This is a genomic window from Paenibacillus gyeongsangnamensis (assembly GCF_027533625.1).
Lineage (GTDB): Bacteria > Bacillota > Bacilli > Paenibacillales > NBRC-103111 > Paenibacillus_G > Paenibacillus_G gyeongsangnamensis.
The window spans coordinates 386487-407515 of sequence record NZ_JAQAGZ010000001.1; the positions used below are offsets into that span (position 1 = coordinate 386487).

The window sequence follows — 21029 nt, forward strand, 5'->3', positions numbered from 1 at the left end:
GATAGGCCGGCGTCCGCATAGCTAAAATAGTGTAGAGACATGCCATCCAAGGGGGAGACATCGACATGATTAAGGCGGAAGCGGATCCGAAGCGTACGGGCGGACGAGCGGTCGGAAGCAAAGGGAGAAAGCTCTGGATAAATCGGCTGTCGGTCCTGGTGGTGTGCGCCGGACTGCTCTTCGGCCAGGGGGAAGTCCGCGCCGATGCCGTCTGGGACCATTGGAAGGCGGCGGATGCAGCCGTGAGCGCAGGGAATCCGGAGACGGCCGTGCCGCATTGGATTTATCTTGCGGACCATTACGCTTCGATCGGGGATTACGAGAATGCGGCGTTGTTCTGCGGACGGCTTGATCAATATTATGACGGCGTCAAAAATTACGAGCAGGCCATCCGCTACTATGAGCTGGAGAACGAATACTGGCTCAAGGCTGGGAAGGATTGGGGCGCTGCCAAGCTACAGCGCGCCGAGCAGCTCCGGACGACGATATACGCTTACATCTCAACGGATGAGGAGCAGCTGCTTCGAAGCCGCGCAGCCCCGGCCGGCGGCAAGCTGGCCAAGTTCGAGCCGGAATACGGAGCGTATATCGGGATGTATCCGGAGCGGGATCCGAAGATGCAGAACTTTTACGACCGCTCGGAGCAGTTCTACGGCAAGAAGCATGCCTTGTATCTTGCTTATACGCAGGTAGGCAAAGACTTTCCGAAGCAGTACGCGGCCCGGGCCAAGCAATCGGGAGCGGCGCTGCAGATCGGCTGGGAGCCGGCCGCCGGGCTGGACTCCGTAACGGACGATACGGTGCGCCACTGGGCGCGCGATGCCAAAGCGGCGGGGATTCCGATCTTCCTCAGGTACGCCAGTGAAATGAATGGGGATTGGGTTCCATGGCACGGCGACCCGAAGAAATATATCGAGAAGTTCCGAATGGTTCACGAGATAATGGCCCAGGAGGCGCCGAATGTCGCGATGGTGTGGAGTCCCGGGGATGTGCCGATGTATTCGATGGATGCCTATTATCCGGGCGACGATGCGGTCGACTGGGTCGGGGTCAGCATGTACACCGAGCCGTACGAGAACGGCGACCCGGCGCAGGGCAATATGCAGGCGACGAGTCCGGTCGAGCGTCTGGATCATTTGTATAAGACGTATGCGGACCGCAAGCCGCTCATGATCAGTGAAACGGCCGTATCCCATTATGCCAATCTTCCGAAGGAGTCGTTTACCGACTACGGGCTGCTCAATCTTCAGCGGTTGTACGAGGTTATGCCCTACAAGTACCCGCGGCTGAAGTCCATCACCTATTTCAACGTCAATTTGGAGATGAAGGAATCCAAGAACGATTACTTGCTTCGGGATAATGACGCGATGCTGAAGCTGTACTCCAGAATGATCGCTTCACCATACTTTTTGACCAAAGTGGAACAGGGAGCGAAGCCTTCGGACAGCCGCGGCTTCGTGCCGCTGACGGCGGGGCAAGCGTTCGCCAAGCAAGCGAAGCTCATCCCGTTCGTGAAAATTCCGGATGTGTATATCGGGAAGCTGGAATACACGTTAAACGGCCGTCTGCTGGATACCCAGACGGCGCCGCCATATGGCCTGGAGCTGCAAGCCGGGGATGTGCCGGAAGGCTCCGTACTGCAGATTACGGCCTATACGAAAGACGGGGCCAAAGCCGGCTCCAAAAGCTTTCCGCTGTCTTCCCGCGTATCAGTCACCGTGGACGGCAAGGATTTACGGTTCGAACGCCCTCCGGTCATCCGTGACGGAAATACGCTGACGCCGCTGCGTGCGATCTTCGAGGCCATGGGGGCCGAGGTGCGTTGGGATGCCGGGAGCCAAACGGCCACTGCAGCCAAGGGGAGCACGACAGTATCGGTCCAGATCGGCAGCGGGACGGCCAAGCGGAACGGGCAGAGCGTCCCGCTTGAAGCTCCGGCGCAGCTGATCGACGGCTCCACGATGGTGCCGGTCCGCTTTATCGGCGAGGCGTTCGGCGCCGTCGTGCAATGGAACGGGACCGCGCGAACGGTCGATATCCGTACGGACGGTAAAACGGTCGGCGCCTCCGCCGCCACCGGCGCTGCGGTAAACCGGGCTACCGTTACGGATAGGGGTACCGCCGCCGCCCAAGAACCCATAATAAAACCCGATTCCGCTAAGGAATCGGGTCTGTTTGGCCGGATGAAGCGCATGGCCGCTATCGTCTATGATCAACTGCGGGCATGGTTCGCAGCCTTCGTTTAATGAAACCTTAGGTTCCGATGATTATCTTTGCAGAACCAACGCTTCTTCCAGAATCGACTTGGCCGCATGACGTCCGCTGGAGAAGGCGCGTTCCGCCAGCTCCCCTTTGCCTTCACAGCCGTCCCCGCAAAAATAAAACGGCACATTCTCCACACGGGTCGGCAGCAGCCGGTTGCCTTCGATATTTTTGACGCTCGCTACCATTGCCTTTTTGGACACCCGCTTCACTTCAATGGCATCCCGCCAGCCCGGATAATGCTTATCGAACAAAGCCTCCATCTGCTTCGTCTTGTCGTCCAAATATACCTTTCGCTCCGCCTCGTCGGCGAACCGGTCGCTTAAGTAGGCGATGCCCTGCAGCAGCTGGCCGCCCTCAGGTACGAGCGTATGGTCCGTCGCCGATACGTCGCTGATGAACAGTTTGTTATCCATGTCGGAAATATAGCTGAACGGTCTGGCAACGACATGCTTCAGCCCGACGTCGTACACCATAACCTCGGTAGCGGTGTTGTCTTCATAAGGAGCAAGGAACGGCTCCCAAGGCGTCCCTTTCAGCAGCTTGCAAACTTGCTGCACCGGCATGGCGAAGATGACGCGGTCGAAGGCCATTTCGCGGTTTTTCGTTTGCAGAATGAATTTCCGGTCGGCATAGCGGATCGCATCGACGCCTTCCTGAACGGCGATTTCCCACCGTCCGGATTGCTCGATTTTGCTGCGAAGCTGGTTCGTGATGACGGCCCAGCTGCCGAGAACGTAGTTTACGGGCCGGCTGGAGAGAAACAGGTTATGATAATATTCGCTGATCGTAGCGCCCGGCACCTTGCGGGCTTCTTCCGGCGTAATAAAGAAGTTGGAGCAGACGAGATGCTCCCAGAGCTCCTTCACATCCTCATCCGCGTCGGATTGCGCCAAATAATCTCCCAGCGTATCGTAATTTTTTACATTGTGGATGTTGGCCATAATCGCAGTGATTTCGCCGACGAAACGCACCTTTTGCATCGGATTGAGCAGTTCGGTGCGGAGCAGATTGACGAAATCCAGCGGAGCCGGCGTCAGCTCGCCGTGCTTGGCGTACATGACTTTCCTTTTGTCCACCTGCTTGGAGCTGAACGACAGCCCCAGTTCTTTTTCCATCGTCGTCAGGTTGTGGCGGTCGATGCCGTAAACGGCATGCGCTCCGTAATTCAAAGTAAATCCGGCTTTCTCGTATGTGAAGGCGCGTCCGCCGAGCTGCGGGCTTCTCTCGAATAGGATTCCTTCGACTCCCGGGCTCTCCGATAAATAAGCGGCGGCCGTAAGTCCGGCCAAGCCTCCGCCGATAACGGCGATTTTCATGATGCGTTCTCCCTTTCTTTCCGGCTCCAGGGCTGCGGCGGGCGGCGCTTCATGCGAGCGCAAGCCTGACCATGCCCAGGCCAATTGTTTCAATAATAGCTCTTTCAGGTTCAAATCTTCGCGGGCGCACCAATATTGAAGCGTGCCCATATACACGGTGACTAGCAGCCGGGCTTTGGCCGGATCCGGCAGCCAGCGCAGCAGGCTTTCATAGAGTGTCCCATATTCCTCGTCCGCTTCCGCTTTCAGCGCATCGTTTTGCAGAGACAAGGAGGTTAAGCTGCGGATCAGCTTCGGATAAGCTTCAATGCCCTCCGCCAAATCCAGCAGCAGCCGGTTAATATGGGCTTCCAAGGAAGTCACCTGGGAAGGGGTAGCCTTGGCCCAAGCCTGAATCACGGTGATTTGCCTCCGCGGAATTTCGCGCAAAATTTCGTCCTTCCCCTTGAAATAGTGGTAGAACGTGCCTTTGGACGTATGGGTCGCGCTGATGATATCGTCCACCGAAACCTGCTCATAACCCCGTTCGACGAATAGGCGCAGAGCGGTTTCCATCATATACTCCCGTTTCTTGCGGGTAGCGGTCCTCATGAAACGATTCAATTCCGCGCTCTCCTTCCGCATCAACCTTTCTGAGCTCTATTATAGAACGAAATTAGACTCGAAGTCTACTTTGAAAACGCGGAATTCAAGCCGTATGGTTGCGCTTTCCCTTGGCAAAGCGATAAAACCCCGGTTTTCATTCGCGCCCCGTGCTTGATCGGCTGAATATAACGGTGAGAAAGGCCGTCCGCCGTTCGTTTCTTCAATTGTTCCGGCAAATAAATAAACTGCTGGTCTGTTTTTGACGGTATTAGGCGCTTCAGCACGGCTGATGGCGGAACGCAAGGCCCGGCATCGCGGATGGTCCGCAGGACATTTTATTTTTTAACCGGAATGCGTTATAATTAGAAAGGAAGTGATTACCGGACGATTGGAGGTCGGAGCATGGATTGTATCTTTTGTAAAATTGTCGAAGGCACGATTCCGTCAAAGAAAGTGCTGGAGAACGAGCATGTTGTGGCCTTTCATGACATTCAGCCGGCGGCGCCCGTACATATTCTTATCATTCCCAAAAAACATTTTGCAGGGATGAACGATGCCCAGGATTCGGACTGGCCTCTTATCGGAGAAATACACCGGGCCGCGCAGCAAATCGCCAAAGAACAAGGCGTTGCGGAGACGGGCTACCGATTGGTGAACAACTGCGGCAAGGATGCGGGGCAGGTGGTATTTCACCTGCATTATCATCTTCTGGCGGGTGAGAAGCTGGGCGGCCTGAACGCAAAATAAGGCTGCCGTCCCGGGTGGAAAAGAGTTTAACGGATTAGGTTGACACCCACTTTCAGTTTCGCCTATAATGAAGTTTGATGAATGTCTTTTTTTTCGTCTTGGACGGTCTGTTCGGAGGGAGGGAAAACTGGTGTCAGAAACTCGAGTTCGCAAGAATGAAACTATAGATGCTGCACTCCGTCGCTTTAAGCGTTCCATCGCGAAGGATGGCGTATTGGCGGAAGTCAAGAAGCGCAAGCATTATGAGAAGCCTAGCGTGAAGCGCAAGAAGAAGTCAGAGGCTGCTCGCAAGAGAAAGTTCTAGGAGGCTTAATCGATGAGCTTAAGCGAAAGATTAAACGAAGATATGAAGCTCGCGATGAAGAGTCAAGACAAGTTTAAACTCTCCGTAATCCGTATGGTTCGTGCCGCTATCAAGAATATTGAGATAGATCAGCGTAAAACCTTAGATGACCAAGAAGTGCTTGACGTCCTGAATCGCGAGATCAAACAGCGAAAAGATTCCCTCCAAGAATTTGAAAAGGCCGGTCGTGACGATCTAGCGGACAATCTGAAAGCGGAAATCGCCATCCTGATGGAATACATGCCCCAGCAATTAACGGAAGAAGAAGTAAAAGCCATTGTACAGCAGACCATCCAAGAAGTGGGAGCTTCTTCCAAGGCGGATATGGGTAAAGTCATGGGGGCTTTGATGCCTAAGGTCAAAGGACTGGCTGACGGCAAGGTCGTCAATCAGTTCGTTCAGCAACTTTTGTCATGACAACAACAAGAAACACTCCAGCATTGCGTGGGGTGTTTCTTTTTTTTGAATCGAAATTGGAAATGCTGCGTAATACCCGATTAGGAACCGATAATAATCCTAAGGGAGGTGGCCGACATGACGCATATAGCGCGGCGGCGGTTCTATGCCTGGCTCGTTCTGGGCCTGGCGCTTCTCCTGCTGATCGTGCCCGCTGCGGCTTCGGTTTCGGCTGAAGGAGCCCCGGCCGGCGGAGCGCCGGCGAAATCAGCGCCAGTGGTCGTCATACCGGTTCATCAAACAATCGAGAGCGGACTCCAGCAGTATATGGAGAGGGCCTTCCGCGACGCGCAGGACATGAGAGCGGTTGCAATTATTCTTGACATCAACACGCTCGGCGGGCGTGTCGATTCGGCGGAAGGCATCGGCGAGCTCATCCGGGGCAGCAAAATACCTACGGTAGCGTATGTGCACGGCAAGGCGGCCTCGGCCGGCAGCTATATTGCGCTGAACGCGGGTAAAATCGTGATGGAGCCGGGCAGCTCCATCGGCGCGGCGGCTGTTGTGGATGCAGCCGGCAATGAAGTGCAAAGCGCCAAGGTGGTGGCACACTGGTCAAGCGAGATGAAAGCAGCCGCGGAGCTTCGCGGACGCAACCCGCAAATCGCGGAAGCGATGGTCGACAAGAATGCTGGAGCGAGCCTGCCGCAGCTCGGACGCGAGCTCGAGAAGGGCAAGATCCTATCGCTGACCGCTGAAGAAGCGCTCAAGGTGGGCTACGCCGAGAAAGTGACCGGTAATTTGCAGGAGGTTGTTGCTCTCTCCGGCGGAGAAGGTCATCCGGTCGTCTCGTTAAACCCGACCCCGGCGGAAAACTTCTCCCGGTTCATTACCCAGCCCTGGGTATCGACGCTGCTGCTCCTCATCGGGATTGCAGGCGTAGCGATCGAGCTGTTCGTTCCCGGCTTCGGGCTTCCCGGGATTCTGGGACTACTCGGCTTCGGCCTCTATTTCTTCGGGCATTATATTGCGGGGTTCGCCGGCGCCGAGGAATTCATCCTGTTCGCCGGAGGCGTCGTGCTGCTGCTGATTGAGGTATTCGTCTCCAGCTTCGGGATCCTCGGCATTCTGGGCGCCATCTGCTTGTTCAGCAGCGTCATCATGGCGGCTTACAATACGGCGCAGGCCGCGCTGAATCTGGGCATCGCCTTCGTTCTGGCACTGATCGTCGTCATTGTCGTCGTCCGCATCTTCAAGCACCGCGGCGTATGGAACCGGTTCATTCTGAAGGACCGGCTGACGACCGACAAGGGGTATTCCTCCGCCGAAGAACGCAAGGAGCTGCTGGGTCAACAAGGGACTTCGCTTACGCCGCTTCGTCCCGCAGGCACCGCTTCGTTCGGGGAACGGCGGGTGGATGTCGTCACGGCAGGCGATTTCGTTGCTGCAGGCCAACCGGTGGAAGTCATTCACATCGAAGGGTACCGCGTGGTCGTGAAGGAAGTCAAGAAGGTTTAGTTGTTGCTCGTTTATTCGAAGGAGGAGTCTAGTATATGGATTCGATGGTTTATTTCTTGCTATTGGCGGCGATCGTCATTATCGCTTTGTCCGTCTTTTTCAGCTTCGTGCCGGTCATGCTGTGGGTTTCCGCGCTGGCGTCCGGCGTTCGCATCGGAATCATCACGCTGGTGGCCATGCGTCTTCGCCGCGTCATTCCGAGCCGGATCGTGAACCCGATGATCAAAGCGACGAAGGCCGGCCTTGATGTCACGATCAATCAGCTGGAAAGTCACTTTCTGGCGGGCGGTAATGTAGACCGGGTCGTGAACGCCTTGATCGCCGCCCACCGGGCGAACATTCATTTGGAATTCGAGCGCGCCGCTGCGATCGATTTGGCCGGACGCGATGTGCTTCAAGCGGTGCAAATGAGCGTTAATCCGCGGGTGATCGAAACTCCCGTCGTATCCGCTGTCGCCAAGAACGGGATTGAAGTGAAGGTCATCGCCCGGGTGACGGTGCGCGCCAACATCGACAGGCTCGTCGGGGGAGCCGGAGAAGAAACGATAATTGCCCGCGTCGGCGAAGGGATCGTTACTACGGTCGGTTCAAGCGACTCGCATAAGGACGTGCTGGAGAACCCGGACAAAATTTCCCGTACCGTGCTGGGCAAAGGACTCGACGCCGGTACGGCATTTGAAATCTTGTCCATCGATATCGCCGACGTGGACGTAGGCAAGAACATCGGCGCCCATCTGCAAACCGAGCAGGCCGAAGCCGACAAGCGGATCGCGCAAGCTAAGGCGGAGGAACGCCGCGCTATGGCGGTCGCGCAGGAGCAGGAAATGAAGGCGCGCGTCATCGAGATGAAGGCGAAGGTTGTCGAAGCCGAATCCGAGGTGCCTCAGGCCATGGCGGAAGCGCTTCGCGAAGGGAAGCTCGGCGTTATGGATTACATGAATTTGAAAAACATCGATGCGGATACGCAAATGCGGTCGTCCCTCGGCAAAATGAGCGGCCAGCCGAAGGACGGCGAAGAAGCTTAAGCGGCTTCTGTGCCGGTAACGGGAGGGTTACCCAATGTCTCTCATTGATTTTTTGCTGAAAAACTGGATCTTCGTTGTCATAGCTTACATGGCGGTCAGTGTGGTCGTCAAACGCATGCGTCCGCCATCATCCGCCGAGGCTCCGCCGAAGAAGGCTCCGGCAAAGCCGGCCCGAGGCATGCCTCCCTTCGGAGGCGGTGGCTTCGGCTGGCCGGGACAACCCGCTGAAACCGGGATGACGAAAGCGTCGAAGGCAACGCGCCCTGCCGGCAGCAGCGCCGTTCCCGGATCCCATCCCGGGGATCCAGGGCCGAAGGCGGATCCGGCGTATGAGTCCCCCGCCGCTCGGATGGAGCGCGGGGAAAGCCGCCGCACGTTACCGGCCGCGCCAGACGGAGCGGTGAAGACTGCAGAAAGGGCGGAGCCGCTGCTCTCGCCCCAGGATGCCGCCCGAGGCGTCCTTTGGGCCGAGATTCTCGGTCCGCCACGGGCCAAGCGCCCATATAAACGCTAGCGAAATGGCGGCGGACTATTCGCCGGGCACCGGATCATCGGACTATGGTCCGGTGCATTTTTTTTGCTCGAGTTAGCGCACTGAGAAAATGAAGAGGCAGTAATCTCAGAGTACAAGTGTTCGCGCAAATCCCATCATCAAAGCAAAGGACCTGGCGATAATCGCCGGGTTTTTCTGCGTTTCGGCACCTCCTTGCTTCATAAATACCGGATACCTCGCATAAGGTGTAAATAGCCTTATTGCGTGGAGGAGGTTAAGTATGCGCAGCCTAACCCGAAGATTCAACCAATGGACCGCCAAACTGCTCGACCTGCCTCAAGATGTCGTGATGGACTTGCCTCGAATGACGCTCATCGGCAACATGCAGCTGTATATCGAGAATCATCGGGGAGTGCTTCACTTTTCGAGTGACGAGCTCAAGCTGGCTCTTAGCAAAGGGCGGCTGGAAGTGTACGGCAAGCAGCTCGTTATCCGCGCGATTTTGTCGGAGGAAGTGTTTATCGAAGGCACAATCCATGATATCAAATATATCCCGTAATCGGCGAAGGGGGAGCCATTGTCGTGAATGCTACTTTTTTTCAACGCGTGCGAGGTTATGTGCTGATTGAAGTGAAGGGGAAGCAGCTGGAGAAGCTGCTGAACCGCCTGACGGAGAAGCGGCTGTCCTTCTGGGATATCCGGTTCCTTGAAGAGGAACGGGCGGAGATGCGAATCGCCCTGAACGATTTTTTCCGGCTTCGCCCGCTCTTGAAGGAGACAAGCTCCCGCACCCGGATCCGCGGACGCTACGGCTTTCCGTTCCTGCTGGCCAGGATGGAGAAGCGCAAATTTTTCTTTGCCGGGATCCTTGGCTTTTTCATCGGCATTTATCTGCTCTCCTCGGTCGTATGGCAAGTCCGCGTGGAAGGCAACGAGAAGCTTCCGACGGAGCAAATTCTTGATGCGGCCCAGCAGGCGGGCATTCATCAGCTGCAGTGGAAATTCCGGCTGAAGGACCCTTCCGAGCTGGCGCGCCAGCTTCAGAGCCGGCTGCCTGCCACGGCTTGGGTGGGGGTGGAGGTTCAAGGCACGAATGTCGTCATCAAAATCGTCGAATCCAAAATCCCGGATAAACCGCCGCTGATGAACCCGCGCCATTTGGTCGCCTCGAAGAACGCGATGGTGACGCAGATTTTTGCGGAGAAGGGCCGGCCTGCCGTTAAACCGAATACGTATGTCCGAAAAGGGGACATCCTCATCTCCGGCATTCTGGGGGATGAGACGAATGCCTCGACCGTCGTGGCGAAAGGATTCGTGAAAGGGATCGTATGGTACAAACCGACGGTGGAGGTGCCGCTGACCCGGACTTATAAAGTGTATACGGGGGAGGCGCGCAAGCGATTTTATCTGGTACTCGGCAATCGAGGTCTGCAGCTGACCGGCTACGGCAAAATTCCGTACGAGCAGTACGAGTCCATCCCCGAACGCAAAACGCTCGGATGGCGCAATTACACGCTTCCTGTCGGATGGATCAACGAGAAAATCATGGAGACGCGCACGGAAGAGCAGCCGATCGATCCGAAGGAGGCCCGCGCCACGGGTTTGAACCAGGCCAGAGCCGATCTGCTGGCTACCGCAGGCAAGGATGCGCGTGTCGTTTCGGAAAAAATTTTGCATGAAAAGGCGGAGAATGGTAAAGTTTATATGGAAGTGCTTTTTGAGGTCGAAGAACCTATCGCTGAAGAACAGCCGATCGTTCCATAAATAATAGACGTAGTATTTTTAATAAAAGGTTTCATATCAGTTGAACTGTGCGAAGGCGGAAAGCAGCATCATTGCCGGAGAGTTTACGTGCCTCATTTGAAATCGAATGTTAACTTTGGAACATTTATTCAAAAACATTCGATTTCTAAAGAGGCCGGAGGCAGTGATGACTGCTTGGAGACGCAGCGCTGCACAACGGACATGTTACTTTTTTAAAAATCCGGAGGAGAGAAAGCCTGTTGATCGACCATGGGACAACCGTGAAAGTACCACTCAAAAACCCGACCGAAGCGCAAGCGCTGTTCGGACCGGGAGATAAATTCCTTCATCTGATCGAATCGGAATCGGCCGCCAAAATCTACACGCGCGAAGAGGAGATTACGATCACGGGCGACGGCGCGGAAACCGCTCGCCTGGAGCAGCTGTTCACCGTGCTTCTGGAGCTTGTACGCAACCAGTACGTTCTGTCCGAACGGGATATTCACTATGCGCTCGACTTGTCCAAGCAGATGAAGACCGACCAGCTGCTGGATCTGTTCAAGGGCGAAATCGCCGTCACCTACAAGGGCAAGCCGATTCGTGTCAAGACGATCGGCCAGAAGCAGTACGTCAGCGAGATCAAGAAGAAAGACATTGTGTTCGGAATTGGTCCGGCCGGTACCGGTAAAACCTATATTGCGGTCGTTCTGGCCGTAGCGGCCCTTAAGGAAGGTAAGGTCAAACGGATCGTGCTGACCCGTCCGGCCGTCGAGGCGGGAGAAAGCTTAGGCTTCCTTCCCGGGGATTTGCAGGAAAAAGTTGACCCTTATTTGCGCCCGTTGTATGATGCACTTAACGATGTGCTCGGTCCCGAGCAGGTGCTCAAGTCGCTTGAGCGCGGGCTGATTGAGATTGCACCGCTGGCTTACATGCGAGGCAGAACGCTGGACGACTCGTTTATCATTTTGGACGAAGCGCAGAACACGACGCCGGAGCAAATGAAAATGTTCCTGACGCGTCTTGGCTTCGGCTCCAAGATGGTCATCACGGGCGATGTCACCCAGATCGACTTGCCCCGCGGCAAGACGTCCGGACTCGTCGAGGCGCAGCGCATTTTACGAAAAATCGAAGAAATCGGATTCATCCTCTTTGCGGAACAGGACGTCGTACGCCACTCTTTAGTGCAAAAAATCATCGTGGCCTATAATGATGATCAAGAAGGCTGAGAAAGGGCTGACCTTTCGTCATGACGAACCGCCTTTCCATACAAGGCAAATATCAGTACCGGCTTGCCGGCTGGAGATACAGCGCCATCGTGCGCTTTCTTCTGTTTTTAGTGCTGGCGGCCGTTTGCTATTTCGCATTGGTGCACCGGGTCGTTCCTCAAACCTATGACATCCAGCTCGGTTCGATTGCCGAGAAAGATATTTTGGCGCCAAGGCCGATCGAGAATGCGGTAGCCACGGAGAAAGCGAAGGAAGAAGCGGCTCAGAAGGTTCAACCGGTGTATCAGATCGTATCGCTGCGGAACGAAGCGGCGCTTGACTCGGTATTCGAGAAGCTGCTGCAGATCAATGCCGATCCGGACGTGTCCCAGGCCGATAAGGTCAATATTTACAAAAGCGTCATCCCTACGCTGATCCGGGATCATTTGGACCGCCAGTTGAAAGCCTATACGGATAACGGCCAATACAACGCGCAGCTGTTGTCGGAGATGCGCAAGCAATTGGCGGACCAGCAGTACCGGATCCCGGAGGAAACGTTCTACAAAATTCCGAGGCTCTCCAAGGACGACCTGGCGGAAATGCAGCCGGTCGCCAAGGAAATCGTCATACGGCTCATGAATGAGCAGGTGCTGGAGGCGCAGACGGCCAGGGCCAAGGTGGCGGAGCTGGTGAACGCGTCCAACCTGACGAAGAACAACGCGCGCGAGCTGGTTCAGGAGCTGGTACGGGCGGCGCTCTCCCCGAACAAATTTTACGATCAGAAGGGGACCGACGAGGCCAAGGGACATGCCCGGGATATCGTAAAGGCGGTATATATCAACAAGAATGAAGTGCTCGTCGCCAAAGGCGAAAAAATAACGGAAGAATTGTATCAGCGCCTTGCTTCTTTGGATCTCCTGAGGGACGAGGCGAGCTATTGGCCGAAGGTCGGCTTGCTCTTATTCCTAGTACTGTTAACGTTCGTTGTCTACATGTTCGTCCGGCAAAGCCCGCTGCCCATCAGCGGCAATAACGTTCAACTGCTGATGCTGATCCTGATCCTCAGCATGACGGTCGCCTTCATGAAGGTGTTCTCGATGTTTCAGAACCTCGATTACCCGTATATCGCCTATTTGGCGCCTACGGCGGTCGGGGCGATGCTGGTGACGATTCTCCTGAATGCGCAGCTGGCGTTCGTCGCAGCCGTGTTTATCGGCGTTACTGCCAGCATCATATTCAATGCGGAGCACCTCCAGGTATTTGATTTCAAATATGGTCTCTTGGCGCTGACAAGCTCGTTCGCAGCGATCTTCTCGATTCAAAGGGCCAGCCAGCGCTCCTCGATTCTCAAGGCCGGCATGATGGTTTCGCTGTGCGCGCTCGTGATGGCCGCGGCCCTGCTGCTGCTGGATGAGCACGATACCAAAAGAAGCGCGATCTTTGCGGCATCCTTCGCCCTCGGCAGCGGGCTGTTGACGGCGGTGTTCGTCATCGGGCTGCTGCCGTTCTTCGAGATGGCCTTCGGTATCCTGTCGCCGCTGAAGCTCGTGGAGCTGTCGAACCCGAATCATCCGCTGCTTCGCAAGCTGCTGACGGAAACGCCGGGGACTTATCACCACAGCATCATGGTCGGGAATTTGTCCGAAGCGGCTGCGGAAGCGATCGGCGCCGACGGGCTGCTGTGCCGGGTTGGCGCGTATTACCACGATATCGGGAAGACGAAGCGGCCGAGCTACTTCATTGAGAATCAGAGCGGGATGGAAAACCCGCACGACCGGATCGATCCGGCCCTCAGCAAATCGATCATCGTGGCGCATGCCAGGGACGGCGTGGAGATGCTGAAGGATGCGGGCATCCCGAAGCCGCTGCGCGATATCGCCGAGCAGCATCACGGGACGACGTTGCTGCAATATTTTTATCATAAAGCGGCGAAGCAGGCGGAAGAGAAAGGTGAGCCCGGTCCCGAGGAAACGGATTACCGGTATCCCGGGCCGAAGGCCCAGACCAAGGAAGCGGCCATCGTCGGCATCGCCGACTGCGTGGAAGCCGCAGTACGCTCCTTGCGCAACCCGACGGTGGAGCAAATCGATTCCATGGTCCGCAAAATCATCAAGGGCCGGGTGGACGACGGACAATTTAACGAATGCGATCTGACCATCAAGGAACTGGATCAAATCGCCAAAACTTTAAACGAAACGCTGCTCGGCATTTTCCACTCCAGGATCGAATATCCTACGGATATGCCGAATCACAAGCAGGACCAAACGAAAGAGGGGAGCCCATGAGCTTACAATTGGCATGGATCAATGAGCAGGAAGGGTTTGACATTACGGATGAGCTGGCGGCGAAGCTCGAAGAGCTGCTCCGTCTGGCAGGCGAATCGGAGCAGGTGACGGATGGCGAAGTCGCGCTGACGTTCGTGGACGACGAGGCCATCAGGGAGATCAACAAGCAGTACCGCGGTCTCGACAAGCCGACCGACGTGCTTTCCTTCGCCATGCAGGAGATGGGTGAGGACGAGATCGAAATCCGGTATGACGAGGATTCGATGGACGATGAAGGCGGTCTCCGGGATGCGGCGGCGCTTGAAGGCGAAGAACTGGAAACGTTCGAGGAGCCGCTCGGCGATATTATCATCTCCGTGCCGCGGGCGATCGCTCAAGCCGAGGATTACGGACATTCCGTGGAGCGGGAGCTCGGCTTCCTGTTCGTGCACGGCTTTCTTCACCTCATCGGCTACGATCACCAGAGCGAGGAAGAGGAGAAGGAAATGTTCGGCAAGCAGGAAGCGATCCTGCAGAAAGCGGGACTGACCCGGTGAGGCAGCCGGTGAAGTGGCAGCGCAGCTTCCGCTACGCTTACGAAGGCGTGAAATACGCACTAGCCACGCAGCGCAATATGAAGTTTCATTTCTTTGCCGCGCTGATCGTGCTCGCGCTCGCTCTTTATTGCCGCTTGACCAAGTACGACGTGCTGTTTATTCTGCTGGCCGTAACCCTCATGATTGTTACCGAACTGATCAACACCGCCGTGGAAAAAGCCGTCGACCTGGCCATGCCGAACCTGCATCCGCTCGCCAAGATCGCCAAAGATGTAGCTGCAGCGTCCGTTCTGGTATCTGCGGCTTTTGCCGCTGTTTCGGGAATGATCGTGTTCTACGAGCCGCTGGACCGGCTGTTCTTCCGCGTCAAGAGCGCCGAAGCTGCGGATTTGACCGCCGGAATGGTTTGGATTCTGCTGTCGCTGATTATCCTTATCGTTATTGTGGTGGAAACCCGCTTCTCGGAGAAGGGCCGGTGGGTTAGGCCGAGCCTGCTGACGGCCGTGGCGTTTGCCATCGCGACGCTGATTTTGTTCCGGACCCAATCTTCCCTTGTGACGCTGCTGGCGTATTTCCTGGCCGTCATGTTGACGTTCGTCCTTTACGACAAGCGCCGCAGAGGCTTTCCGTCGCTGCTGCTCGGAGCGGCGCTCGGCATTTTTTTGACCGTACTCGCGGCTTGCTTGTATGAAACGATATAATTGAAGAAGCAACCCATCCCAAGATTTGGACGGAGGAACCGAAAAGTAATGTCAGCCAAGAACAACGACAAGGAAGGCAAAGCCTTCAAATCCGGCTTTGTAGCCATCATCGGCCGCCCGAACGTAGGCAAGTCCACCTTGATGAACCAAGTGATCGGGCAAAAAATCGCCATCATGTCGGACAAGCCGCAAACGACGCGTAACAAAATACACGGCGTCTATACGACGGACGAGGCGCAAATCGTCTTCCTGGACACTCCGGGAATACATAAATCGCAGTCGAAGCTCGGTGATTATATGATGAAGGCGGCGGAAAGCGCGCTGAGCGAAGTGGAAGCGATTCTGTTCCTCGTCGACGTCGTGGAAGGGATGGGCGGTGGAGACCGTTACATCATAGAGCAGCTGAAAAAGGTGAAGACGCCGGTCATTCTTGTCATGAACAAAATCGACCAGGTGCATCCGGAGCAGCTGCTGCCGATTATTACGAGCTATAAAGATTTGTATCCTTTCGCGGAGATCATTCCGATCTCGGCGATGCACGGCAGCAACGTCAATACGCTGCTGGAGCAGGTGATCAAATATTTGCCGGAAGGCCCGCAGTATTACCCTGCCGACCAGGTGACGGACCACCCGGAGCAGTTCGTCTGCGCCGAGCTCATCCGCGAGAAGATTCTTCATCTCACCCGCGAAGAGGTGCCGCATTCCATTGCCGTCGGCATCGAGGACATGAAGGTGGAGGAGAATGGGGTCGTTCACATCTCGGCCGTCATTTATGTTGAGCGGGATTCCCAGAAGGGCATCATCATCGGCAAGAAAGGCGCTATGCTGAAGGAAGTCGGGCAGAAGGCGCGGGCGGATATCGAAGCGCTGCTCGGGTCCAAAACGTTTCTGGAACTGTGGGTCAAGGTAAAGAAAGACTGGCGCAATCAGGAGCGCGTGCTGCGTGATCTCGGATTCCGCCACGAATAGACGAACGCCTTGTTTCAGCTCGAGGACCAGCGGTTTAATATTAAGCATACCAGTATTTGTTCAGCATACTTCGGACCCTTCAGGCCCATCCTAATCCTAGTTTCAGGTACCGCCGTCATGTCCCAAGGAAAGGATGATACTCATGAGAGACTTTTCGTGGAAGTATTTTTCAATGACTGGAGATGTGGATGCTTACCTGCTGTATAAACAATCGCTGGAGGAAGAGCAAGGAGAACCGGAAATCGAAGAGGATTCGGCTGTAAAGGCGGCGGCCGATCTGCTTCACTAAGCAAGTTACGGGCTTGGCCCAAGGAGAGCTGCCGCATGCAGTACAGAGTGCAAGCCATCGTGATCCGCAGTATGGATTACGGCGAAGGCAATAAAATTATGACCTTGTTCTCACGGGAGCAGGGGAAAATGAGCGTGGTCGCCCGCGGCGCCAAGAAGGTGAAGAGCCGGCTTGGCTCCGCGTCTCAGCTGTTTACATTCGGCGATTATTCATTTTTCAAATCAGGACAGCTCGGGACGTTGAATCATGCGGAAATCATCGAGCCGTTTCATAAGATTAGGGAAGACTTGCATAAGGCTGCCCATGCCTCTTATCTGGCTGAGCTTACGGACCGGATGATGGGGGATCAAGAGGGTCAGCCTTTCTTGTTCGATCAGCTGAAAGCAAGCTTGCAGGCGATTCAGGAGGATAAGGAGCCGGAGATCGTCGATCATTTATACGTGATGAAAATGATCGCCTATGCCGGCTATACCCCGGAGCTGGACGATTGCGTCGGCTGCCGCGAGGCGCGGGAACCGGCGGCGCTCAGCGCCGTATTGGGCGGCATCCTTTGTGAGCGCTGTCTTGCCAGAGACCCGCAGGCGATACGCATTTCGCCGGGAATTCATAAGCTGCTCCGGCTGTTCGTCCAGATGGATGTCCGGCGGCTCGGGCAAATCGACGTGAAGCCCGCGACGAAGGAAGCGCTGAAGCGTCTTGTCCGGACGTACTTTGATACGCATGTCGGGTTGAAGCTGAAGTCGCGCGACTTCCTGGAGCAGATGGAAAAGTATGGAATATAAATGGCTGTTTAATCTTTTATTGACATAAAATTGATGAGTTGATATTATAATATGATACATCAGTGAGAATCCTCTCGTTACAGGTCTGAAATACAGGCTTAGACGGCGGGATTTTTTGCTGTAAGTTGTGAGGATGAAATGCTCTCAGTTTTACTTTTGGAACGGCCAAGTGCCTGCAAACAAAAGAATGCCCTCCGGTCCCTCTTGAAATTGGATTGTTTGATCGAATAGTGTTATAGGGTACACTCCAATTTCAAATGTGACGCGTAAACTCTGCGGGCAATCCTTTGTTTTCCGGCTATGCCGTTATATGAAAACATGAAACAATTCATCCCGCAGGTTCGTAGTATTAATAATGCAGGCGGCTGTTATCCGCGTCGCCTGGAGAGAAACTATTGCCGCCTAGGCAAGGGGAAGATGCCTCGCAGGAGCGATAGCGCCCGCCTTTAAAATCAGCGAATATCCGAAACTTTTATATAATAGATTCGCGGATTTTAACAGCGGCCGAAGGGGCATCTTTCCCGGTGAAACAATGGCAGCGACAATATTAGTTTATCATAAAGGCAGGGGTCAGCTTGGAAATTACGAAGCCTATCGTTTACGTCGCTTCCGACTCGGCCGGAGATACGGGAGAATCGGTAGTGAAAGCGGCCGCGGTTCAATTCGAACCGAAGGAAGTGGAGATTCGCCGGGTTCCTTTCTTGCAGGATCCTTCCGATATTGATCTGCTGATCCGCTCCGTGCTGCAGCGGGGAGGGGTTATCGCGTTTACGCTGGTCATTCCGCAGCTGCGGGACTATTTGATCGAGCAGGCGGAGCAATACCGCATCCCTTACATCGATCTGCTCGGGCCGATTATCCGGACGATGGAGCACGCATTCAATCAGGAAGCGCGTCATCAGCCCGGCATGATTCACAAGCTGGACGAAGATTACTTCAAGAAGGTAGAAGCGGTGGAATTCGCGGTAAAATACGATGACGGACGGGATTTCAACGGCGTGCTTCAAGCGGATATCGTGCTCGTCGGCGTCTCGCGAACGTCGAAAACACCGCTCTCCATGTATTTGGCTCACAAGAAGTTCAAAGTGGCGAACGTGCCGCTGGTGCCGGAAATCCAACCTCCGGAGCAGCTGTTTACAGTGTCCAAAAACAAGATCATCGGCCTTCGGATCGATCCGCTCAAGCTCAATATGATCCGCACCGAGCGGCTCAAGACGCTGGGCCTCCCCGGAAATGCGTCCTACGCCAATGTAGAGCGTATTCATGCCGAGCTTGAGTATGCGGATAAAATCATGAAGCGTATCGGTTGCGCCGTGATCGACGTATCGAATAAGGCGGTGGAGGAAACCGCGAGCGTCATTCTCGACATGTATCGCACGAGGTAGTGCTTTTCCTTTGCCGATAAGCAGGATTTTTTACACTTTCATCGTATATAATATTACGGAAGTACAACTGACAGGAACCGGTGGAATGATGAATGGCCTATAAAATTGTCGTGGATGCCGATGCTTGTCCCGTGAAAACGGAGATTGCGCAAGCCGGTGCGCGCTTCGGGGTCGAGGTGCTGATGGTTGCCTCGTTCGATCACCGGCTTCAGCAGGCCGACGGCATCCGTGTCGTACAAGTCGACCGTTCGGACCAGTCCGTCGACCTGTACATTGCAAATCATATCCGTGCGGGAGACGTGCTCGTCACGCAGGACTTCGGCTTGGCGGCGCTGGCGCTGGGCAAGAAAGCTTTGGCGATCTCCAATCGGGGCCAGCTCTATACCGACCGTTCGATCGATTTCTTGCTGGAGCGAAGGCACGAGCAGTCGAGGCTCCGGCGAGGCGGCAAGCACAGCAAGGGTCCGAGGGCGATGACGGACGAGGATCGCAAGTTTTTTCTACATTCTTTGACAAAAGTTTTGCAAAGCTTGCAGGAGAATACGGTGGAATAGCGAATACGTATACGTGTTAATTTGAATGAAGGTGGACAGGATGAGTAACGGACGGATTCCCGAACACGTCATAGACGCCGTGTTGAAAGCACATGACATCGTAGAGGTCGTCGGCAGGTACGTGCACTTGACGAAGCAGGGACATTACCTCAAGGGGCTGTGCCCTTTTCATTCCGAGAAAACTCCTTCTTTCACCGTCACCCCGGAGAAGCAGATCTATCATTGCTTCGGCTGCGGCGCAGGCGGGAACGCGATACGGTTCGTCTCCGAGGTGGAAGGCTTGTCCTTCGGGCAGGCCGCGCGCAAGCTCGCTTCGGAAGCGCATCTGGAGCTCGGCATCGAACCGAAGCACGGCGCCCCCGAGCCGCGGGAGAATATCGAGCGGACGAAGCTCCTCGGCGGGTATGAGCTGGCAGGCAAGCTGTATCAGCATATTCTGCTGAATACGGCGGAAGGCAAGCCGGCGCTCGAATATTTACGTTCGCGCGGGATGAACGACAAGGTGATCGACACGTTCGGCATCGGTTACGCGCCGGCCCGCTGGGATACGCTGACGAAGCTTCTGGAGAAGCGCGGGTTCGAGCTTGCACTGATGGAGGAGGGCGGACTCATCTCCGCCAAGCAGGACGGCTCCGGATTTGTGGATAAATTCCGCGACCGGATCATGTTTCCGATCCATGATTGGAAAGGACAGCTGATCGCATTCGGAGGACGCGCGATGGGCGACGTACAGCCCAAGTATTTGAACAGCCCCGAGTCGATGCTGTTTCACAAGAGCCGCACGCTCTACAATTTGCATCTGGCGAGACCGCAAATCCGCAAGCGCCAGGAGCTGGTTTTATTCGAGGGCTATGTGGACGTGATCAAGGCCTGGGAAGCCGGTGTGACGACCGGCGTAGCCACCATGGGAACGGCGCTCACTCCGGAGCATGCCGAAGCGGTTCGCCGTTTGGCGGAGCGGGTCATCGTCGCATATGACGGCGACGCCGCAGGACGAAACGCCGCTTACAAGAGCATTCCGATCCTGGAGAATGCCGGCTGTGAGGTCAAGGTAGCCGTACTGCCCGGGACGCAGGACCCCGATGAATACATTACAGCTAACGGTTCTGAACGATTCGTACGGGAGGTTATCGAAGCCGCCGTACCGTCGATCAAATATAAACTTCTTTATTTTCGCAAAGATTACAAGCTGCAGGAGGATGTGGAAAAGCTTCGATATATCCAGCAGGCGCTCAAGCTGATTGCCGCCATTCCGACTCCGATCGAGAGAGATCATTACGTGAAAGAGCTCGTCGGAGAATTTAACTTATCCTACGATTCCGCTATGCAGACTCTGAACGAAATCCGGATGCAAACGGAAAAAAACGAGAGAGTCAGGGATAATAAAGATAATCCGTGGAATAATGTTATGAATGACGGGAGACCTCGGATAACGAAGCCTTCCATGGGTCCGGCCTATCAATTTGCGGAACGGCAGCTTCTGGCCGTGATGTTAACGGACCGGGAAGTTGCGGGATACGTGGAACGCAAGCTGAGAGACCAGTTCAACGTAGAGGCTCATGCGGCGCTGGCGGCTTACTTGTACGCATATTATGCCGGCGGCTCGGAGCCGAATCCGACGACGTTCATCGGAACGCTGCAGGATACGAAGTTGGAGAGTCTGGCAAGCTCGCTTACTTTAATAGACAACCGCAACGGAATTAACGATGCCGTGATTGACGATTACATCCGGGAGATTCGGAAATATCCGATGCTGCAGCTGCTTGAGCGAAAAAGAGAAGAAGTGAAGCAAGCAGAACGTATAGGGGATATTTCCAGAGCCCTGCAACTTGCAAGTGAGATTATATCCCTAGAAAAGCAGTTGAAATCATCTTAGCGCGGCTTAGCCAGAC

At 55.2% G+C, this 21029-nt stretch carries 21 protein-coding genes; 19 read left to right on the forward strand and 2 right to left on the reverse strand.

Annotated features, from left to right (window positions below; genetic code table 11):
• Positions 1 to 65: 65 nt before the first annotated feature.
• Positions 66 to 2246, forward strand: a complete 2181-nt coding sequence (locus O9H85_RS01665; protein ID WP_269879527.1) for a stalk domain-containing protein — start codon at positions 66 to 68, stop codon at positions 2244 to 2246.
• A 21-nt stretch (positions 2247 to 2267) separates the two neighbouring features.
• Here O9H85_RS01665 and O9H85_RS01670 read toward each other — a convergent pair whose 3' ends face one another.
• On the reverse strand, positions 2268 to 4184 hold the full coding sequence (locus tag O9H85_RS01670; protein ID WP_269879528.1) for an FAD-dependent oxidoreductase: 1917 nt from the start codon (positions 4182 to 4184) through the stop codon (positions 2268 to 2270).
• 39 nt (positions 4185 to 4223) lie between these two features.
• Positions 4224 to 4469 carry a hypothetical protein gene (locus O9H85_RS01675; protein ID WP_269879529.1) on the reverse strand — a complete coding sequence of 82 codons (246 nt, stop codon included), beginning with the start codon at positions 4467 to 4469 and terminating at the stop codon, positions 4224 to 4226.
• 99 nt (positions 4470 to 4568) lie between these two features.
• Between O9H85_RS01675 and O9H85_RS01680 the strand changes: the two genes are divergently transcribed.
• From O9H85_RS01680 to dnaG, 18 genes are all read left to right on the forward strand, one after another.
• Positions 4569 to 4913, forward strand: coding sequence for a histidine triad nucleotide-binding protein (locus tag O9H85_RS01680; protein WP_269879531.1), 345 nt, complete (start codon positions 4569 to 4571; stop codon positions 4911 to 4913).
• Positions 4914 to 5043: 130 nt separating this feature from the next.
• On the forward strand, positions 5044 to 5217 hold the full coding sequence (rpsU, locus tag O9H85_RS01685) for a 30S ribosomal protein S21 (RefSeq protein WP_010491812.1): 174 nt from the start codon (positions 5044 to 5046) through the stop codon (positions 5215 to 5217).
• A gap of 12 nt (positions 5218 to 5229) precedes the next feature.
• Positions 5230 to 5673 carry a GatB/YqeY domain-containing protein gene (locus O9H85_RS01690; RefSeq protein WP_269879532.1) on the forward strand — a complete coding sequence of 148 codons (444 nt, stop codon included), beginning with the start codon at positions 5230 to 5232 and terminating at the stop codon, positions 5671 to 5673.
• Positions 5674 to 5790: 117 nt separating this feature from the next.
• Positions 5791 to 7170, forward strand: coding sequence for an NfeD family protein (locus O9H85_RS01695; protein ID WP_269879533.1), 1380 nt, complete (start codon positions 5791 to 5793; stop codon positions 7168 to 7170).
• Positions 7171 to 7205: 35 nt separating this feature from the next.
• On the forward strand, positions 7206 to 8195 hold the full coding sequence (gene floA, locus O9H85_RS01700) for a flotillin-like protein FloA (RefSeq protein ID WP_269879534.1): 990 nt from the start codon (positions 7206 to 7208) through the stop codon (positions 8193 to 8195).
• A gap of 34 nt (positions 8196 to 8229) precedes the next feature.
• A complete protein-coding gene (locus tag O9H85_RS01705) occupies positions 8230 to 8709 on the forward strand; it encodes a hypothetical protein (protein WP_269879535.1) in 480 nt (159 codons plus the stop codon).
• 259 nt (positions 8710 to 8968) lie between these two features.
• Positions 8969 to 9247 (forward strand): sporulation protein YqfC, encoded by a 279-nt coding sequence (gene yqfC, locus O9H85_RS01710; protein ID WP_269879536.1) that lies wholly within the window; start codon positions 8969 to 8971, stop codon positions 9245 to 9247.
• Between the two features lie 23 nt (positions 9248 to 9270).
• Positions 9271 to 10452, forward strand: coding sequence for a sporulation protein YqfD (yqfD, locus tag O9H85_RS01715; RefSeq protein ID WP_269879537.1), 1182 nt, complete (start codon positions 9271 to 9273; stop codon positions 10450 to 10452).
• Positions 10453 to 10694: 242 nt separating this feature from the next.
• Complete coding sequence (locus tag O9H85_RS01720) at positions 10695 to 11657, forward strand: PhoH family protein (protein WP_269879812.1); 963 nt, start codon at positions 10695 to 10697, stop codon at positions 11655 to 11657.
• A 20-nt stretch (positions 11658 to 11677) separates the two neighbouring features.
• Positions 11678 to 13921, forward strand: coding sequence for an HD family phosphohydrolase (locus O9H85_RS01725; protein WP_269879538.1), 2244 nt, complete (start codon positions 11678 to 11680; stop codon positions 13919 to 13921).
• The gene (gene ybeY, locus O9H85_RS01730; protein WP_269879539.1) at positions 13918 to 14457 is read left to right on the forward strand and encodes an rRNA maturation RNase YbeY; all 540 of its coding nucleotides are present in this window, start codon (positions 13918 to 13920) and stop codon (positions 14455 to 14457) included. The genes O9H85_RS01725 and ybeY overlap by 4 nt, the downstream gene beginning before the upstream one ends.
• Positions 14454 to 15158, forward strand: coding sequence for a diacylglycerol kinase (locus O9H85_RS01735; RefSeq protein WP_269879540.1), 705 nt, complete (start codon positions 14454 to 14456; stop codon positions 15156 to 15158). The genes ybeY and O9H85_RS01735 overlap by 4 nt, the downstream gene beginning before the upstream one ends.
• 48 nt (positions 15159 to 15206) lie before the next feature.
• Positions 15207 to 16127, forward strand: a complete 921-nt coding sequence (gene era, locus O9H85_RS01740; protein ID WP_269879541.1) for a GTPase Era — start codon at positions 15207 to 15209, stop codon at positions 16125 to 16127.
• A gap of 142 nt (positions 16128 to 16269) precedes the next feature.
• Positions 16270 to 16416 (forward strand): YqzL family protein, encoded by a 147-nt coding sequence (locus O9H85_RS01745; protein WP_269879542.1) that lies wholly within the window; start codon positions 16270 to 16272, stop codon positions 16414 to 16416.
• A 35-nt stretch (positions 16417 to 16451) separates the two neighbouring features.
• Positions 16452 to 17198: a DNA repair protein RecO gene (gene recO, locus O9H85_RS01750; RefSeq protein WP_269879543.1), complete on the forward strand. Its 747-nt coding sequence runs from the start codon at positions 16452 to 16454 to the stop codon at positions 17196 to 17198.
• Positions 17199 to 17779: 581 nt separating this feature from the next.
• Positions 17780 to 18583 carry a pyruvate, water dikinase regulatory protein gene (locus O9H85_RS01755; RefSeq protein ID WP_409348092.1) on the forward strand — a complete coding sequence of 268 codons (804 nt, stop codon included), beginning with the start codon at positions 17780 to 17782 and terminating at the stop codon, positions 18581 to 18583.
• A gap of 92 nt (positions 18584 to 18675) precedes the next feature.
• Positions 18676 to 19137, forward strand: a complete 462-nt coding sequence (locus tag O9H85_RS01760; RefSeq protein WP_269879545.1) for a YaiI/YqxD family protein — start codon at positions 18676 to 18678, stop codon at positions 19135 to 19137.
• A gap of 40 nt (positions 19138 to 19177) precedes the next feature.
• Positions 19178 to 21013: a DNA primase gene (gene dnaG, locus O9H85_RS01765; protein ID WP_269879546.1), complete on the forward strand. Its 1836-nt coding sequence runs from the start codon at positions 19178 to 19180 to the stop codon at positions 21011 to 21013.
• Positions 21014 to 21029: the final 16 nt, after the last annotated feature.

Bases quoted from the DNA above. Each gene is read 5' to 3' on its own strand.
- O9H85_RS01665 (WP_269879527.1), top strand. From the start codon at position 66: ATGATTAAGGCGGAAGCGGATCCGAAGCGTACGGGCGGACGAGCGGTC.
- O9H85_RS01680 (WP_269879531.1), top strand. From the start codon at position 4,569: ATGGATTGTATCTTTTGTAAAATTGTCGAAGGCACGATTCCGTCAAAG.
- O9H85_RS01690 (WP_269879532.1), top strand. From the start codon at position 5,230: ATGAGCTTAAGCGAAAGATTAAACGAAGATATGAAGCTCGCGATGAAG.
- O9H85_RS01695 (WP_269879533.1), top strand. From the start codon at position 5,791: ATGACGCATATAGCGCGGCGGCGGTTCTATGCCTGGCTCGTTCTGGGC.
- floA (WP_269879534.1), top strand. From the start codon at position 7,206: ATGGATTCGATGGTTTATTTCTTGCTATTGGCGGCGATCGTCATTATC.
- O9H85_RS01705 (WP_269879535.1), top strand. From the start codon at position 8,230: ATGTCTCTCATTGATTTTTTGCTGAAAAACTGGATCTTCGTTGTCATA.
- yqfC (WP_269879536.1), top strand. From the start codon at position 8,969: ATGCGCAGCCTAACCCGAAGATTCAACCAATGGACCGCCAAACTGCTC.
- O9H85_RS01725 (WP_269879538.1), top strand. From the start codon at position 11,678: ATGACGAACCGCCTTTCCATACAAGGCAAATATCAGTACCGGCTTGCC.
- ybeY (WP_269879539.1), top strand. From the start codon at position 13,918: ATGAGCTTACAATTGGCATGGATCAATGAGCAGGAAGGGTTTGACATT.
- era (WP_269879541.1), top strand. From the start codon at position 15,207: ATGTCAGCCAAGAACAACGACAAGGAAGGCAAAGCCTTCAAATCCGGC.
- O9H85_RS01745 (WP_269879542.1), top strand. From the start codon at position 16,270: ATGAGAGACTTTTCGTGGAAGTATTTTTCAATGACTGGAGATGTGGAT.
- recO (WP_269879543.1), top strand. From the start codon at position 16,452: ATGCAGTACAGAGTGCAAGCCATCGTGATCCGCAGTATGGATTACGGC.
- O9H85_RS01760 (WP_269879545.1), top strand. From the start codon at position 18,676: ATGGCCTATAAAATTGTCGTGGATGCCGATGCTTGTCCCGTGAAAACG.
- dnaG (WP_269879546.1), top strand. From the start codon at position 19,178: ATGAGTAACGGACGGATTCCCGAACACGTCATAGACGCCGTGTTGAAA.